Source organism: Providencia sp. PROV208, from assembly GCF_028479465.1.
GTDB classification, from domain to species: domain Bacteria; phylum Pseudomonadota; class Gammaproteobacteria; order Enterobacterales; family Enterobacteriaceae; genus Providencia; species Providencia alcalifaciens.
Genome location: NZ_JAMPNS010000001.1, coordinates 270,777 through 289,044, shown reverse-complemented (window position 1 = coordinate 289,044; position 18,268 = coordinate 270,777). Strand labels below are relative to the sequence as shown.

Annotated in this window: 14 protein-coding genes; all 14 read left to right on the top strand. The window is 42.6% G+C overall.

Annotation, left to right across the window (positions count from 1 at the left end):
- The first annotated feature begins 48 nt into the window (after positions 1-48).
- Positions 49-546 (top strand): type VI secretion system contractile sheath small subunit, encoded by a 498-nt coding sequence (gene tssB, locus PR766_RS01280; RefSeq protein WP_006660414.1) that lies wholly within the window; start codon positions 49-51, stop codon positions 544-546.
- A gap of 19 nt (positions 547-565) precedes the next feature.
- Positions 566-2,110 carry a type VI secretion system contractile sheath large subunit gene (gene tssC / locus PR766_RS01275; RefSeq protein WP_006660413.1) on the top strand — a complete coding sequence of 515 codons (1,545 nt, stop codon included), beginning with the start codon at positions 566-568 and terminating at the stop codon, positions 2,108-2,110.
- Positions 2,111-2,132: 22 nt separating this feature from the next.
- Complete coding sequence (tssK, locus tag PR766_RS01270; protein WP_036978937.1) at positions 2,133-3,470, top strand: type VI secretion system baseplate subunit TssK; 1,338 nt, start codon at positions 2,133-2,135, stop codon at positions 3,468-3,470.
- Positions 3,467-4,123, top strand: a complete 657-nt coding sequence (gene tssL, locus PR766_RS01265; protein ID WP_036961253.1) for a type VI secretion system protein TssL, short form — start codon at positions 3,467-3,469, stop codon at positions 4,121-4,123. Before tssK ends, tssL begins: the two co-directional genes overlap by 4 nt.
- A gap of 2 nt (positions 4,124-4,125) precedes the next feature.
- Entirely contained in the window at positions 4,126-5,874 is a 1,749-nt protein-coding gene (locus tag PR766_RS01260; RefSeq protein ID WP_154636417.1) for an OmpA family protein, read from the top strand.
- A gap of 2 nt (positions 5,875-5,876) precedes the next feature.
- Entirely contained in the window at positions 5,877-6,368 is a 492-nt protein-coding gene (locus PR766_RS01255) for an Hcp family type VI secretion system effector (RefSeq protein ID WP_006660409.1), read from the top strand.
- 213 nt (positions 6,369-6,581) lie between these two features.
- Positions 6,582-9,245 carry a type VI secretion system ATPase TssH gene (tssH, locus tag PR766_RS01250; protein WP_154636416.1) on the top strand — a complete coding sequence of 888 codons (2,664 nt, stop codon included), beginning with the start codon at positions 6,582-6,584 and terminating at the stop codon, positions 9,243-9,245.
- Positions 9,242-11,638: a type VI secretion system Vgr family protein gene (locus tag PR766_RS01245; protein WP_154636415.1), complete on the top strand. Its 2,397-nt coding sequence runs from the start codon at positions 9,242-9,244 to the stop codon at positions 11,636-11,638. The genes tssH and PR766_RS01245 overlap by 4 nt, the downstream gene beginning before the upstream one ends.
- Before the next feature lie 9 nt (positions 11,639-11,647).
- Entirely contained in the window at positions 11,648-12,511 is an 864-nt protein-coding gene (locus PR766_RS01240) for a DUF4123 domain-containing protein (RefSeq protein ID WP_154636414.1), read from the top strand.
- A 2-nt stretch (positions 12,512-12,513) separates the two neighbouring features.
- Complete coding sequence (locus tag PR766_RS01235) at positions 12,514-15,198, top strand: T6SS effector BTH_I2691 family protein (protein ID WP_154636413.1); 2,685 nt, start codon at positions 12,514-12,516, stop codon at positions 15,196-15,198.
- 1 nt (position 15,199) lies between these two features.
- Positions 15,200-16,159, top strand: coding sequence for a DUF6708 domain-containing protein (locus tag PR766_RS01230; protein WP_154636412.1), 960 nt, complete (start codon positions 15,200-15,202; stop codon positions 16,157-16,159).
- 173 nt (positions 16,160-16,332) lie between these two features.
- On the top strand, positions 16,333-16,686 hold the full coding sequence (locus tag PR766_RS01225) for a DUF6708 domain-containing protein (protein ID WP_230086840.1): 354 nt from the start codon (positions 16,333-16,335) through the stop codon (positions 16,684-16,686).
- Between the two features lie 108 nt (positions 16,687-16,794).
- On the top strand, positions 16,795-17,061 hold the full coding sequence (locus tag PR766_RS01220) for a PAAR domain-containing protein (RefSeq protein ID WP_154602835.1): 267 nt from the start codon (positions 16,795-16,797) through the stop codon (positions 17,059-17,061).
- A gap of 4 nt (positions 17,062-17,065) precedes the next feature.
- Complete coding sequence (locus PR766_RS01215) at positions 17,066-18,268, top strand: hypothetical protein (protein ID WP_154636411.1); 1,203 nt, start codon at positions 17,066-17,068, stop codon at positions 18,266-18,268.

Genomic DNA, 18,268 nt, shown 5'->3' with positions numbered 1-18,268 from the left:
CCAATAATTCGAATTTAAAGCGAGTAATACCACTAAAGGACCCCTAAAATGTCAGATAGCTTCCAAAATGAAGTGCCTAAGGCACGGGTTAATATCAAATTAGACTTGCACACGGGTGGTGCACAAAAAAAAGTGGAGTTGCCACTTAAGTTACTAGCCGTTGGTGATTACAGTAATGGACAAGACAACCGCGCATTATCTGAACGTGAAAAAGTGAATATCAATAAAAATAACTTTGATAGCGTCCTCAGTGAATTCACACCGACAATCAACTTAACCGTAAAAAATACCCTTGCTGGCGATGGAAGCGAAGAAAGTGTCAATCTCTCTTTCAAAAATATGAAGGATTTTGAACCTGAGCAAGTCGCCCGCCAAATCCCACAACTGCGCGCAATGTTAGCGATGCGTAATCTGCTGCGCGACCTGAAATCTAATCTCCTCGATAACGCAACGTTCCGCCGTGAATTGGAAAACATCCTTAAGGATCCAGAACTCAGTGATGAACTTCGCGAAGAGCTAGCTCAACTGGCACCGAAGAAAGATTAATTTGGATTACTAAAGGATTATGCTGATGTCTGTAAAAACTGAATCAACCCAAGGTGCAACCACTGTACTTGACGACACCTCTAATCACGGTGTTTATGCTTCATTATTTGAAAAAATCAATTTAACGCCAGTCGCATCAATCAGTGATATTAATGCGTTTCAAGATAACGCTGCGCTAGCGGATGCAACAGCTGATGAGCGTGTCACCGTCGCTGTTCAAGTCTTTTTAGACCGCTTAAAATCATCCGGTCAAAAAGTCGAGCGCTTAGACCGCAACCTGCTTGATCATCATATTGCTGAACTTGATAAGCAAATCAGCCAACAACTTGACGAAGTGATGCACCATCAAGACTTCCAAAAAGTCGAATCCACTTGGCGTGGTTTAAAATTCCTCGTTGATCGCACCGATTTTCGTCAAAACGTCAAAATTGAGTTACTTGATATCGCCAAAGATGATTTGCGACAAGATTTCGAAGATAGTCCTGAAATCATCCAAAGTGGTCTTTACCATCATACCTACATTGCGGAATATGACACCCCAGGCGGTGAACCTATTGCAGCGATGATCTCTAACTATGAATTTGACCGTAGCCCACAAGATATCGCCTTATTACGCAGTATCTCTAAAGTCTCTGCATCAGCTCATATGCCATTTATTGGCTCCGTGGGACCTAAATTCTTCGGCAAAGAAACCATGGAAGAAGTCGCGGCAATCAAAGATATTGGTAACTATTTTGACCGCGCTGAGTACATTAAGTGGAAATCTTTCCGTGACTCTGATGATGCGCGTTATATTGGCTTAACCATGCCTCGTGTGCTTGGTCGTCTGCCATACGGTCCAGATACAATCCCTGTTCGTAGCTTCAATTACGTTGAAGAAGTGAAAGGTCCAGATCACGAAAAATACCTGTGGACGAATGCCACATTTGCCTTTGCTGCCAACATGGTAAAAAGCTTTATCAACAATGGCTGGTGTGTCCAAATTCGCGGACCTCAAGCAGGTGGTGCCGTCAAGGATTTACCAATCCATTTATTCGATTTAGGGACTGGCAGTCAGGTGAAAATCCCATCTGAAGTCATGATCCCAGAAACACGTGAATTTGAATTCGCCAATCTTGGTTTTATCCCACTGTCTTACTACAAAAACCGCGATTATTCCTGTTTCTTCTCCGCTAACTCAGCACAAAAGCCTGCGTTATATGACACAGCAGATGCAACGGCTAACAGCCGTATCAACGCCCGTTTGCCTTACATTTTCTTGCTGTCTCGCATCGCCCATTACTTGAAACTGATTCAACGCGAAAACATTGGTACCACCAAAGACAGACGCTTACTTGAATTAGAACTCAACAACTGGGTTCGTGGCTTAGTGACTGAAATGACCGATCCAGGTGATGATTTACAAGCCTCTCACCCACTTCGCGATGCAAAAGTGGTTGTTGAAGATATCGAAGATAACCCTGGCTTCTTCCGTGTGAAACTGTATGCCGTTCCACACTTCCAAGTCGAAGGTATGGATGTGGATTTATCGTTAGTTTCACAAATGCCTAAAGCCAAAGCCTAACGGTTAGTAAAGGTCATTCAGGATGAAAATCTACCGTCCCCTATGGACAGACGGGGCCTTTTTGGCCCCCCAACAATTTCAACAACAAGCCCGTTGGGATAGTCATGTTGCTGAAGTCGTTGCTCAAATGGGCATTGCCTCAACGTGGGGTGTGATTAGCACTGAGTTTGATGCCAGTGCTTTAACTCTCTCTCGAGTCAGCGCACAAAAAATGATTGTGCGCTTTCACGACGGCACACTTATTGACACGACGCTGGCTGATGCGCTTCCTCCGGTGCTATCCCTTAATGACTACGCAGATCGCCAGTCATTAGACATCGTTTTAGCACTACCTCTCATGTTAGCCAACGGCGGCAACTTGGTTCCTGAAACGGGAACCGATCGTCCACGTCGATTTAGCCAAGAGTGGGTCAAAGTGCAAGACTTACTCGGGCATGAGCAAACGGATATTGCGGTATTACGCCATGCGGCAACGCTACGTTTTGCCCACGATGAGAACGAAGCATTTATGACATGCCCGGTTGCGCGACTGATCCGCAATGCGCAAGGTGCATGGGAATTCGATAGCCGTTTTATTCCCCCTTTGCTCGCCTGTCAAGGAAGTCTGGAATTACGCTCTTTACTATCTGAATTCATGCATCGTTTAGTCGCTAAACGCCGTCGACTAATGGCTCTACGCCGCGAAAGTAATGAAAAAATGGCCGATTTTGTGGTTGCTGATGTTTCATTATTTTGGCTATTAAACTCACTTAATAGCGCGGAGCCTGTATTAAACGAGCTCAGTCAAGCATTGCATCGTCATCCTGAATTACTCTATCGGGAACTTGCTCGTTTAGCAGGGAGCTTATTAACCTTCTCTTTAGAAAGTAAACTGGAAGATATTCCGCTCTACAAACATGAGCTCCCTGAGCAGGTTTTCCCACCACTCTTTGCTTTACTAAATACGTTGCTTGAAGCCAGCTTACCTTCACGTGTTATCAGTATTGAATTAGCCAAAGAGGGTCCTTTCTGGAAAGGTCAGCTTCATGATGGTCGTTTACGTGAAGAAGCGGATTTCTATCTCTCCGTTCGCTCATCTTTGCCAGCACACTTGCTGATTGCTCAATTTCCTCTTCTATGTAAAGCGGGCAGTAGTGATGATGTTGCCGATGTGGTCAATGTGGCACTCAATGGTATTCCATTGAAACCGCTCAGCCATGTTCCAACCGCAGTCCCACTTCGCTTAGAAAATCAATATTTTGCGCTAGATATTGAAACACCTGCGGGTCAAGCCATGCTCTCTTCAGGGCAATGTGCCTTTTACGTCCCGAGTACATTAGGTGATATTCAATTAGAGCTGTTTGCGGTACTTCGCTCATGAACAATACAACGTCACACCACACGATTGACATGATTTTTGCTCAAACTTGGCTGATGGTTTGTCAACTTCATCAAGGTACAGCCATCACCCATGGTGAGAGTTTTTACCGCCGCGTTTGCCAGTTGATCGATGAAACACGCCAAAAACTCCTTGAGCATGGCTATCCAGAAGCCGCCATTGAACACATGCAATATGCCCAATGTGCGTTAATTGATGAAAGCGTCATGAATCGCCAGCATCAAGATGATGGATATAACACATGGATACAGTCACCTCTGCAAGCCCGCTACTTCAATACATTAGAAGCGGGAGATAAACTTTGGGATCGCCTACGCAGTATTTTAAATGAAACCGCTCCGAATCCTGATGTTTTACTCTGTTTCCACCGCGTTCTCACTCTCGGGTTTGTCGGAAAGTTTCGCCAGAAAGACGCGCCTGAACGTGAACGCATTGTGGCTCAGCTCAATGTTCAACTTCCTGATTATCTGATCTCGTCAGACTTACCTCTTGTCGTAAAACCTAAATTGCGTTTTAGCCGCCGTCGACTTTACTGGTTTGGTTGGATTGGTGGCGTTCTTCTATTGGCAGCAATGTGGTGGGGCTTCAGCGCATCATTAGAACACTTACTACAACAGTGGATGACTCAAGGATAGGCATGCAAAATCCAATCAAACAGTGTCTGACACTTTTTGCTACAGGTCTTTTTCTGTGGCTCCTCTGGGGATTTTGGTCTCTAGGGCAGACTGTCACTATCTTTGTATCGGTCTTAGTGTTGACGCTCACTGGTGGGATGCTATTTTGGCAATATAAACAGCGCCGACAAACGCTTTCCACTGAGCATGATTATACGGGCGCATTGCCTGCCGATAACTATCAAGGTCCTGTTATTCTGGTTTGTGGTCAATCCCACGCACTGTTTCTCAATGACCAATTACACCGAGAAACAAATCAAGGTTGGTATATTCGTGTATCCGCGCCCACGGATCTCGTTAAACTGATTGCCGCATTGGTGGAATATGCCCCTTCGCTATCTGGGCACTTATCCTTACTTTACGTTGTCTTGCCCGAGCAACTTACCCAGCAAGAAACCCTGACACAAGCACTACTCAATTGGCGTCGAGCTATTGGGGAAGGCCGTCAAAAAATCGGTGCTAAATTGCCATTTTGGGTAACGGTATACCTTTCTAAACCTCATCATGCTGATACTGCTATGCATGTTGATGATGAACATACCCCTTGGATGACGTTACTCAGCCACCAAACTGAATTTCAGGTAGAGCAAGAAGGCTCCATGTCAGCGCCCTATTCTGCTTGGCTGCCAGCACAGATTGGACAGTCAGAACAGAGCCTGCAATTTTCTCTGTGGCTAGATACCTTACAAAGCTGGCTAAACCAAGTTTTAGTGCCTCAATTCACAATGCCTCAAGCGGGAGCGCCAAAGCAAATCCCTTCAGCATGGGCCATTCAATGGATAGATATCACAAGCCACCCCAACAACTTATGGCAGCAATTTATCCAAGAAAAAACCACATTGCCATCACTCCCATCCATACAAACAGCCGACTTGCTGCCATTGCCGGATGTGATGTTACGTCGTTTACGTCATGATATTAGCTTAAGCCGTACCGAAAAACTCTTCGGCGCTATTGGTCTCATTTTTGGTGTATTCCTGATGGGCGCATTGGTCGGAAGCTACCACCATAATCAGCAACTAATTCGTCATATTGGTGAAGATGTCACCCGCTTCTTGCATCTCTCTGATACCCCGCTTACGCCAAAACTGACGGCATACCAGCAATTGCAAACTGATGCTTCTGAGCTGGCGCGCTGGGAACGAGAAGGCATTCCAACGTCTCATTCCTTAGCGTTATATCAGGGAAACAGAATTTTACCTTACTTGCACACGCTGCTCGGTAGCTGGGCACCACCGCAACCTGACGTCGCACCTGAGGTTCCTGCACTTACTCCCGCAGCCCCTCAGATGGTCACGCTAGACAGCTTATCGCTATTCGACGTAGGTCAATACACACTCAAAACGGGCGCGACCAAAGTATTAGTCGATGCCTTGCTCAACATTAAAGCCAAACCCGGCTGGTTAATTATGGTTTCTGGTTATACCGATAACACCGGAAATCCTGAATTAAATCAAACACTGTCTTTAAAACGCGCAGAGTCTGTCCGTGATTGGATGATCCAAACCAGTGATATCTCGCCAACCTGCTTTGCAGTGCAGGGATACGGGCAAAATAACCCCGTTGCCGACAACCACACCGCTGACGGACGCACTCGAAATCGGCGCGTAGAAATTCGTTTGATACCTCAAGCTGAAGCTTGTCAGGTCTCAGACGTCAACACCGTACCATCGATGGATGGTGGTACACATTCCACACAAAAGGAGAAGTAGTTATGGCTATTCCAGTTTATTTATGGCTGAAAGATGATGGCGGTGCTGAAATTAAAGGTTCTGTCGACGTACAAGACCGTGAAGGCAGCATCGAAGTGGTTGCTCAAGACCATAACCTGTACATCCCAACGGATAACAATACCGGTAAATTAACAGGTACTCGTATCCATACGCCATTCATTTTCGTTAAAGAAATTGATGCTTCAAGCCCTTATCTTTACAAGGCTGTGACCACGGGTCAAACCTTGAAAGAAGCGGAATTCAAATGGTATCGCATTGATGACGCAGGACAAGAAGTCGAATATTTCAACACCAAACTTGAAAACGTCAAAGTCGTGAAAGTGGCTCCAAAAATGCACGACATCAAAGATCCAGGTAAAGAGAAGCACAACCATCTCGAAGAGATTGAGCTGCGCTATGAAAAAATCACTTGGACATATAAAGACGGCAACATTATCCATTCCGATTCTTGGAATGAGCGTGCTACCGCTTAATTAAGATAAGCAGGCGTTTCGGCGTCTGCTTTTTTTCTTGCGTCTCTTGCGCAATCTCACTCACACACAACACATTTTGCCATTAAACAAGCTATACGCGCTTTCAACTGCGCATTCCCATCGCGAATATCACCTTATGAACCTCGGTTAACGGTTAGGGGCGGTAGCGTGCCTAAACACATTGATATCCACCAGATTATCTAGGGAGAGAACATGGAAAATTCTTCAGTTATGTTATTGCGTCGCCTAAACCCTTTCTGTGCTAATGCACTAGAGGCAGCAGCTTCCTTGTGCCAAACACGCGCCCATGCTGAAGTCACCATCGAACATTGGTTACTCAAGCTACTTGAGCTAGGAGAGAGTGATATCACTGTGTTAGCGCGTCGCTATGAATGGGATATTTCTGCACTATGGCAAAGTCTGTTAACAGAAATCGATAACCTGCCCCGCTCTATCCATAGCCGCCCTTCGCTATCAAAATCACTCCTAAACTTAATTCAACACGCATGGGTGATAGCCTCATTGGATGAAGATATCGAGCATATCCGCAGTGTGCATATTCTTGCCGCGATGGTGAAGCAGCCCTCTTTAGTTCCGAACGATGCCCTTTGGCCATTAATGACCTTAAGCCTCACGCAATTACAACGCTTAAGACCGATGCTTGATGCGCAATCCGATGAGCGCCCTGAAGTTCAGCAACTTGCGGCGCATAATCAATCTTTACCGGCGGAAGCGCCGCTTGAGGCTCAATCCTCTAGCGAAACCCCTGCACAGAATGTCATCGGTAACACACTGAATGATGCCTTATTGACCGTGCTGAATAAATTTACGGTGGATGTGACCGAAAAAGCGCGCGAAGGTGCGATTGACCCCGTCTTTGGACGTGATGACGAAATCCGTCAAATGGTAGATATTCTGTCTCGTCGCCGTAAAAATAACCCCATTCTCGTGGGTGAACCGGGTGTCGGGAAAACGGCGTTAGTGGAAGGCTTAGCCCTGCGTATCGTTGAAGGTAACGTTCCTGTCAGTCTGCAAACCACATCATTAAGAACCTTAGATTTGGGGCTACTACAAGCGGGGGCTGGCGTCAAAGGCGAATTTGAGCAGCGCTTAAAAAACGTGATTGAAGCCGTACAACAATCTCCAACCCCTATTCTATTATTTATCGATGAAGCCCATACCATCATCGGCGCAGGCAACCAAGCAGGTGGCGCGGATGCCGCTAACTTACTCAAACCCGCCCTTGCCCGTGGTGAATTACGCACGATTGCCGCAACCACTTGGTCTGAATATAAGCAATATTTCGAGCGTGATGCCGCCTTAGAGCGCCGCTTCCAAGTGGTCAAAGTGGATGAACCGGACGATGAAAAAGCCTGCTTGATGCTACGTGGACTAAAACCGCGCTACGCAAAATATCATGGCGTTCACATTACCGATGATGCGGTCAAAGCCGCCGTCACCTTATCTCGCCGTTACTTAACCGGTCGTCAGCTCCCCGATAAAGCTGTGGATTTGCTCGATACGGCCAGCGCCCGAATTCGCATGAGCCTCGATACGCTCCCTGAAGAACTGACTCGTTTAAAAGCCAAGCGCAATGCATTAGAACTTGAACAGCAAGCGATTCTTGATGACTTGGCGATTGGCAACACCACCAACCAATCCCTGCTGAGCGAATTAGTCACTCAAGATGCGCAATTAGCCCTGCAAATGGCGGAACTGGAACAGCGTTTTGAGCAAGAAAAAAACCTTATCAGCGAGCTCTTAGAACAGCGACGTCAATCCCAAGATGTCAGCAATATCCAATCACAGTTAGAACTCGTTCAACAAAATGAGCCGCTGATCACCCCCGATGTGGATGTCAGAACCGTGGCTACTGTCATCGCCGACTGGACCGGTGTGCCATTATCCAGTCTATTAAAAGATGAACAAACCGAACTACTGGAGTTAGAAGACTCGCTAGGTAAACGCGTAGTCGGTCAAGAAAGCCCATTACTGGGACTTGGACAACGGTTACGTGCTGCACGTACAGGTCTGGCGTCAGAAAACGGTCCTCAAGGGGTATTTTTATTAGTGGGACCAAGCGGAATCGGTAAAACTGAAACCGCTCTCGCCTTGGCTGATGTCCTGTTTGGTGGCGAAAAATCCTTAATCACCATCAACATGTCCGAATATCAAGAAGCCCACACCGTCAGCCAATTAAAAGGCTCCCCTCCAGGTTATGTGGGGTATGGTCAAGGCGGGATTTTGACGGAAGCCGTTCGCAAGCGCCCATACAGCGTCGTGTTACTCGATGAAGTGGAAAAAGCCCACCGCGATGTGCTCAACCTGTTTTATCAAGTTTTCGACCGTGGATTTATGCGCGATGGCGAAGGTCGTGAGATTGATTTTCGCAATACCGTGATCTTAATGACGGCAAACTTGGGCAGTGACTTGCTTATGCAGCAACTCGAGGAGTTCCCTGAGTCTACCGACGGCGAGCTGCAAGAACTGCTGCGTCCAACCTTGCGCGAACACTTCCAACCAGCCTTACTCGCACGTTTCCAAACCCTAATTTATCGCCCATTAGGTCCTGTCGCTCTGCGCCAAATTGTTGAAATGAAACTGGGTAGCGTCATTAAGCGTCTTTACACACACTACAAGCTTGAAGGCATTATAGAAGAAGCGCTGTATGACACCCTTGTGAGCGCCTGTTTATTACCCGACACTGGTGCCCGCAATATAGACAGCCTGCTGAACCAGCAGATTTTACCGGTACTGAGCCAGCAACTACTGATGCGCCAAGCTAACCACCAGCAAGCGCAAAGCCTGGCGTTGGGGTATAGCGAAGAAGACGGGATCACCCTGAGTTTCAGTGATATTGAGGAGATAAATCCATGAGCCTACTCGATACAGCCAAAAATCTCCTTCAAGGTCAAAACCGCTATCGCTTAGAAGTGCAAGGCTGCTCAGATTTACTGGACGTTGAACATTTTACCGGGCGTGAGGCAGCTAGCGATACCTATCGCTACCAAATTACGTTTACCTGTTCCGCCCAAGATCTTTCTGCTCAACAATTATTACGCCGTAATGCCAGCCTGACCTTTTGTGCGCCGATAAGTAACTTAATGGGGCTTGCCACTCAGCCGAGCGTTGCCAAGCGCGTTCATGGCGTAGTGACGGATTTCCGTCGTCTCTCTGGCTCTGCGGATGAAGCTCGCTACCAGCTAGTTATCGAGCCTTTTTTTGCGCTACTCCGCCATCAAATTCGCAGCCACCGTTTCTTTATCAACCAATCCATCCCTGATGTGGTTGAACAAATTCTGCGTGAACATAATTTCAAAGGCTGGGAGTTCGAATTTCATCTCGACAAAGAGTACCCAAAGCGCGAACAAATCAACCAAATTAACGAAAGTGACCGCCAATTTATTGAGCGTTTACTCAGTGAAGTGGGTATTTTTTATCGCTTTGGTTTACAAGATGATACCCAAACCGAGGTACTCCACTTTACAGACAGCCAACGAGGCTATGTGTATGACAAAACGCTGCCACTCAATAGCCCGTCTGGGCTGAGCGATAACCATGTTGACAGTGTTTGGGGATTATCTTTACGTCATCAAGTGGTTGAAAGCACTGTTTTTGCCAAAGACTATAACCACCGACTGGCGGAAGATACGTTGATTTCCGCTGTCGCGGATATGACGCGCGGTGACGGCGAAAAAATCAACTACGGCGATGTTTATCACTATAAAGGTCGCCACCTGACCCGCGGGGATAAAATTCGCCCTGAAACTGAAACCGCAAACTTTTGGGCAAGACTCGACCACGAACGCTTTTTAGCTCGACAAACTTTACTCCGCGGAGAAAGTAGCGCAGCGGACCTGACGCCATTATTAGTATTAAGCATTCAAGATAACCCGCTCAGTTCGACGTTACCCAGCGTATTCAAATCGCCAATTCTAATTACTCGCCTACGCTTTACCGCCAGCCGAGATAAAGCGCTAACCGTCCGCTTTGACGCCGTACCTTACACTGAATCACTGTGCTGGCGCCCGGCTCTAAAACCACGCCCTGTCATTGCAGGAACATTAATGGCACGCGTCACCAGCGCAAAAGACCACGATATTTATGCCCACCAAAATGAACACGGCTTTTATTGGGTCAAATTCGATGCGGATCGTGATGAAAAAACCAAGGGCTATGAAAGTATGCCCGTGCGTTTGGCAAAACCTTACGCCGGCGATACTTATGGGATGCACTTCCCGCTGATTCAAGGGACTGAAGTCGCTATCGCCTTCCATGAGGGTGACCCAGACCGACCTTACATCGCCCACGCACTGCATGATTCCCGCCACCCCGACCACGTGACGGATAAAAATAACACCCGCAATGTGATCCGCACGCCTGCGAATAACAAACTGCGCATGGAGGATAAACGCGGGCAAGAGCATATTAAGCTCAGCACCGAGTATGGCGGAAAAACCCAGTTAAACCTGGGGCATTTAGTCAACGCCGAGCGCGAACAACGCGGTGATGGTTTTGAGTTACGTACTGACAGCTGGGGCGCGATTCGTGCGGGTAAAGGGTTGTTAATAAGTACTCATGAGCAAGAAAAAGCGAACGAGCAACAACTCAATATAGATGAAATCAAACGTCAACTTTCTGATGCATTATCAATGGCGGAATCTCTATCATCAATATTAGAACAAGCGGATATCGAATCACTCGATAATCAAACACAAGAACAATTTTTACAACAAAACATTGAGCAACTGCAAGAACCAGTCGTACTCATCGGTGCTCCAGGCGGTATTGCAACCTCAACCCCTAAACATATTCAATACAGTAGTAACGGCAATCAAATTTATACCGCTGCGGGTAATACAGAAATATCATCACTCAAGCGCCTTGTCTTATTTGCTAAGAAAAAAGTTGTTTTATTTGCGCATGAACTAGGCATGAAACTGGTTAGTGCGGCAGGTAAGGTAGAAATACAAGCTCAAACAGGTGAAGTCGACATCATTGCACAAAAAGGGCTGAATATTACGAGTACTAACGATGAAATTATCATCAGTGCAAAGAAAAAAATTACACTGCAATCTGGTAGCTCGTATATCACCATTGAAGGTTCACAGATAGAGCACGGAACGAGTGGAGACTTCAATGTAAAAAGTTCAAATCTTCAATATATGGATGCTGCAACGTTGAATATGCCGTACCCACAATTTACTGCTTGTGAATCCATGGCTTCAGAAGCTGCTCAACAGGGTTCAGGTATTGTACCTCTACGCTAAGGATACTGTATGACACACTATCTACCCCAACATAAAAATTTCGGTGAGCACCAATTTGCATTAATTGATAAAGCATTTGCTCGTTCATTACTTGATGACTATCCCTCATTAGATATTGTCTCAGCACACTTGGCCCCCCAATCACATTTATACCCAGCACTAATATCACTGCATGAATTACCCACGCCAGATTGGCAAAAGTTCATCACTAAAATAACAAAACAATCTCAAGGGCTTTCAACACCTAACATCAACTTATTACTCAGCAGCCCTTTATCAGCAGAATCATTGCGCAATGAGCTAGCTAGCCTTCTTTTAATTAATGATGAAAAACAACAAAACTATCTTTTTCGCTACTACGATCCCAGAGTTTTAATTCAATTATCTTGGATGCTGACCCCTTGGCAGTTGCAAACTTACTTAAAAACGCAAGCAATTCCATCTTGGACATTTTTTATTGATAAACAATGGTATACGTTAAGTTTTCAAGAAAAAGCACCTTATATCAAAAATGATCCTATTAATTTACCGTTAGAACAAATTAATAGGATTGGTTTAATTAACCAAGTGTTAGAACAATTACCTATTACAAAAAACTTAGACGAAAAAATTAGACTTAGCCGACACATTGATGAGTTGCTATTGATCGCATCCAATTGTGGTTTGGTTATAAATAAAGATATAAATATTTTTGTACAGCAAGGCATCGAGCAACAATGTGCTTTTTGGTTACATCATGATGTTCAAGCTGTATTAAAAGTTTCTGCTCATAATCCTGAATATTACCGTCGTACAACCTCCAATTGGAATGAAAAGCGCTGGCAAGAAATAAAAGCCAATGCTCCCACGTTAATAACGTCTAAAGGAATCTAGATATGAAAGATAAAAATGAGTCGCAAGGTTGCAGTTTTTGCATTCGACGTGGATTTCCCATTTTACTCGCTCGCCCTGCTATTATGTCTCAACATGATATTCTCCCTGTTATGCCTAAAAGTATTCATGTCCCCGTTGAAGCCCAAGGGGAAACTGCATATACCTTGCGGTTATTACGCTCTGGCTACTTAAATATTTGGGATGAATTAGGTCACTCATGGATTAATTATTATATTACTGACGGTGGGTTTTATTACCCAATTCCCGAAAATGGGGATGTCCCTAATGATGTAGCCTCTGGTGAAATTAAACCCTGCATTGACCAGCCAGAAGAATTGGCTAGAGCCTCTTTAATCACCTTACCCATGATGCCCCAAGGTACTAAAAATGGCACCTTCTGGTTTGCTTGGTCAGAAGTGAAATGGACTGATGCCATTCGAAAACAATTTGAAGAAAAAGGCTACCGTGAAAAATATATGCAACCCTTTGATATGGATGCATGGCTGAGTCGTCAGCAAGTGCCACAAGCATTACCTTTGTCACAGTTAGAGCAAACTATTGCTAATTATCATGAGCACGCAATAAAAAGCGAAATATGGAAATGGACACTGCCGTTAGATATGATGTTTAATCCTATTAATGCCGTAACGTCGTTAGTTTATCCGGCATACGCGAAAGTAACACCTATCGCATCTGGGAAATATGTAGAAAATGCAGCTAATCAAGGTTTGCACCCCAAAGGGGCAATATTTGTATTGCCAGATCCTACCGCTAACGTTAAAGATTTATCGTCGTTAATAGAATATGAGTTTAATAAAGAGATATACCAAAAAGATAAGGATACCGAAAGAAAGTCCGCTTTGCTTGCATCAATAACACTAATGAAAGATTCAACGATAACAGATCTCGAACGTGAATATTTAAGCAATGTATATAAAGCGAAAAAGACCAAAGAATCGAATAACGTTCATCCCGATGCTTACGGTATTATTGTCGACGCACCGGAAATACCCGAAGACAACGATATTTGGGAAGAAGTGTTTAAAGGTATGTCAATCAACGTTAAGAGCAGTTGGTCTGAATATGAAAAATATTATGATGCCAATAAAGTCAAAGAATATGCAACAGAGTTAAATGAAGCAGTAAAAGAATATAATAGCCGAGTGATTTCCCCCAGAACAAAAATGTATCTCGATTGGTTTAATGAAGACAGTTTTCTTGATTATTTCCAATGTAATTTTGACCGAAATGATATCATCAGCGGCACCGAATTTACTGCCATTATTAGTTATTGCATACGAGGAATGTCAGATAAGGAAGGAACTAAAAAATTCTTTTCCGAGGCATTAATCAAACCTCAAGATAACCCTAAAAACCTTTTAGCCAGAGCGCTGTTATTAAATCAAGATGCGTTAATAAAAAAAATATCTGAAGCCGTTAATAGCCACCAATCCCTAAGCGAAATGCCTTGGAATAATTTAATTGATGCTTTTGGAACTATCATAGATAAACCCGATTCCCCGGGTGTTTCAGTCATTGCAGTTTACTTGGGTATACTTACGGGTCCACTACTGAAAAATTTAACAAACCTATTAGGTTCAAAATCAATGTATTCTTTTCTTGTATCTATGGGGGTTATCACTAAAAATGCGTTTATCGTGGTTGAAATGGAAGGGACGTTTTCTCATTTGTATAAAGAAACAGCCAAACGCATTATGCAATTATATGGCGATAACCTGAAAATGAGTGAAAAATCTCTATATGATCTTTTAGAAAAAGATCTCAAAGCGAAAGCGTTAAATGGCGAACATATTTATACACAACGAGTACAAAAATTCATTATATGCTTGGAACCCATGGAAGCAGAAAGGATCGCGGCATTACCATCCAATCAACAACTAAAAGCATTAAGAGCCCATATATTTTCGAGCCAAGATGCTTATATTAAAAATTACAGGGCATGGAAAATATCGTTCGAAAATAAAACGCAAAGCTTAAAGTCGGCTACCCCATTTTGTTTAGGTGTACTTTCCGGTTTATTTCAAGTTGCTGCACTGATTAGTTCATCCGATCTTGGCAACAATAAAACATTAACCCGTGATCAACAAGAATCTCGGTATCGCTTTTGTTCTGGGGTTATGGGATTATCCAGCACAATTCTTAGCACCATAGAAACGGGTATCTATAGGTTCGTTACCTTTGAAAATGACGCCGCAAGGAAGGCATTTAAGAATACTCGTGTATCAAAGTATCTATTTGGTTTTGCGGGAAAAACATTAGGGATTGTTAGTGCGACTATCGGTGCTATTTATGATTCTCTTCATGGTGTTGACGAGATGATGAAAGGTAATTTGGGACTCAGTTCATTATATTTTCTATCTGCAGGTGCAGGTTTTGCGATTATTTATGTACTAATTTTTGCACCTTTATGGGGACCGATAACAATGATTATTTCCCTAATTATATTACTGGGAACAGCTATATTCATCGCTTTAGACCTTCCCAATAACCTTCAAAAATGGTTGCAACAATGCCTATGGGGCAAACTTCCAGAAAAAGGGCTTAGTAAGCTTAAAGAGTTTGAAATGCTTAAAGATAGTGATGTGGTAGATATGTTTGAGCTAACAACATACCCGACCATGCAAATAGAACAAGATGAATTTAAAGCTGCGCTGGGGGGATTTTAATATGGATTACTATGGCTTATTTCCAAAATTTAGATTACAGCGCCCACTTAACGAAAGAGAAATCGAACACCAGTTACATCAACATATCCGCAATGATATTCCTGAGGAACAACTGGATTCTGACCGCAAAGTCATTGTAATAAATTCACATTACCTTGAGTTAGTCGATAAATTTTATTATTCAAAAGGCCTTCTCTCATTTGTATCCTCTTTATGTAGTGCAACTTTTGGTTCTGCTCTTCTTTTTATCCTTTATTATTGTATCTTTGTTGCGGACTATTCAACTGAGATGTTATTTTTTCTTTTATTTGTTATACCGTTTTTATCTGGATTTATCTGCTTTGCATTGTATACCTTAAAGAAAGAGTGGTTTGCTTGGACCCATTACCCTATTCGTTTTGACCGTAAAAATCGTCTTGTTTATGCGTATCGAATTGATGGCTCGATTATTACCGCCAAATGGGATGATATCTTTTTCACTTCTGGATTATTTTACAAAAAGTCTATGAAAGATGAATATTATATTAGCGGTCATATTCTTGATAAAAAGAAAAACACCATTATTGACACCTTTTGTTTACCAGCAACCAGTTTTAACCAAACGGAATTACTTGCACATTGGGAATTTGTTCGCCGTTATATGGAAGATGGCCCGCAAGATATTATTCATCATATTGATTTTTGTTTACCGATTGAACATAAAAAAGAGCGTATATGGTTTAGCTTTTTCTATCTGTTGACTAACCTTGGTGGCCGCTCGATATTATTTTTACCGGTTTCATTACCTTTAACCGTGATTTTAGGTATTCCCCGTTGTATAGCGGTCCTAACCAGTCGTCGTCCGGTATGGCCTGAGAATATTCAAAAAAAATCTACGGAAGATACCAAAGATCCTTATTTCTTTGACGTTTCCAAAAACCCGAAACATCTATTAATCTATTGGTTCTGTAATAAAAAATAATTTGGCAGTTTGATGCTATTAGCCCAATAAGCAAATGGCATCAAATTAATTTAAATAAGCATTCAAACTTTGCTTGGCTAGCTATTGATGTTATTACTCGGTCATTCTATGAAGTAGGGTATTTACTGGCTATTCTAATTGGTTCTCTAATAATATTTCCGATGGCACTCTGGATGCTATTCTTATTAAAAAAAGAGTGGTTCGCATGGACTCATTACCCTATTCGGTTTGATCGTAAAAACCAATTGGTACACGCGACACGTATTGATGGCTCTATCTTTACAGCCCCTTGGCAAGATGTGTTTTTTACGACAGGACTAAATCATCGCAAAGAAATCGGCAAGGATTATTATATTAGTGGGCATGTATTGGCAGATGATGGCATCACGATTATCGATACCTTTTGTCTACCTTCATCACATAACAATCTTGAAGAACTGAAAGCCCATTGGGAATTTGTTCGTCATGACCCATATATTCTTAATGCCTCGATGAACCCCAAAAATCTTTGGAAAACATTTTTTTAATTATTATGAATGAAAATTATATTTATTATTCAATTCTCTTCGAACGTGTATTTTCCTTTAAAGCTGTATCTATCAGTTTCCAATAACAAATCGTAAAGGACTTTTATCATGAAAGGTATTATTCGTATTGGTGATAAAAATACAGGTGGTGGCCAAGTATTATCAGGTTCTTCATCAATGGTATTTAACGGCATAGGTGTCGCCCGCTTAGGTGACCCCGTTTCATGCCCTAAAAAAGGACATAATAATGTAGTGATTTCTCAAGGACATCCAACATTTCTAGATAATGGCTTACCTGTTGCATTTGATGGTCATAAATGTAGCTGTGGCTGCACATTGATTTCCTCTCTTCCTAATGCCAAAGCGAGCCTCTAAACTGATGCCTGTTGATTTATTATCACTACCGCCAAAAGCAAAACGTCAAGATTTTCCATCAATTAAACGATGGGGCATTTTTTTTGTTTTACTATCAGTAGTCATTTATATTTCACATCGATTGCTAGTTTCTCAGTCATTAATAGAAAAAATACCAGAGTCAAATTTACTCATTTTTACCCTCATAATTTGGCTAGGTTTATATTCTGTTAGATACATGTTTTTTCTTTTTAATAAATGGGCAGCTGATGGATGGGATACACAAAGACAAATAGATAAAGATAAAAGAATATCGATAGGCCAAAGAAAAGTTACACTTTTAGCACAAGCCATGATTCTTCCTCACATAACAAACTGCAAAGATTTATCAACACAAATAATTACCAGTAAAACATCTCTTTTGCCTCCTAACCTCATCAACGGTAAAGCAAGTTATTGTGCTCAGTTCATTGATAGCAACACTTCAGATGTAGAAAGAGTCATCAATAGAATTAAAGCGTTAATTAGTGAGCCATCAATGCTAACTGCAATCAAATGTCTATCAAACAATGTATCATTAAATATTTTAGTTTCGATTGGAGAAAATATTATTCTAAATAAAAATGATAATAAACAAATTAATCAAGAAGTTTCTCAATTACTCGAAAGACCATTCAGTATTAATTATAAAGAACATATCCCAATTAGCATTGTAGATAACTGGTTAGATAAAATCTATGATTTTGAATACCTACTCACTATAAACCTTCATCTGATTAAACAACCCATTGATAAATATACAGAGGTTAGTGTAGCTCATTTATTATCATCACCTAAAAAAACGCTTAACAAATATATCGCTTTTATTCACCGACCTGAATCTATACCTCAGCATAAGCACAATACGCTGGAGTTAAGTAAATCTATTGATAATGCTCTCCTTTGGGGGAATGTCGGGCTAACCAAAGTAAAGTCTATTTTTCTTAATGCTTTTTCAATCAGTAATCTGGATAACACTAGAACAGAAGTTCTATTTACCGAAAGCGGAAGGAAAATTCCTTTATATAGTATTGATAATATTATTGGCTGTACTCAGCATGCCTCCCCTTGGGTTAACCTTTATATTAGTACTTCATGTTTAATAAAAACCGAAGCAGCCCAACTTGCGATTACACATCAAAATAATGAAATATTTGTTTGGACAGTTACCCCTCCAATCGGAATTTAA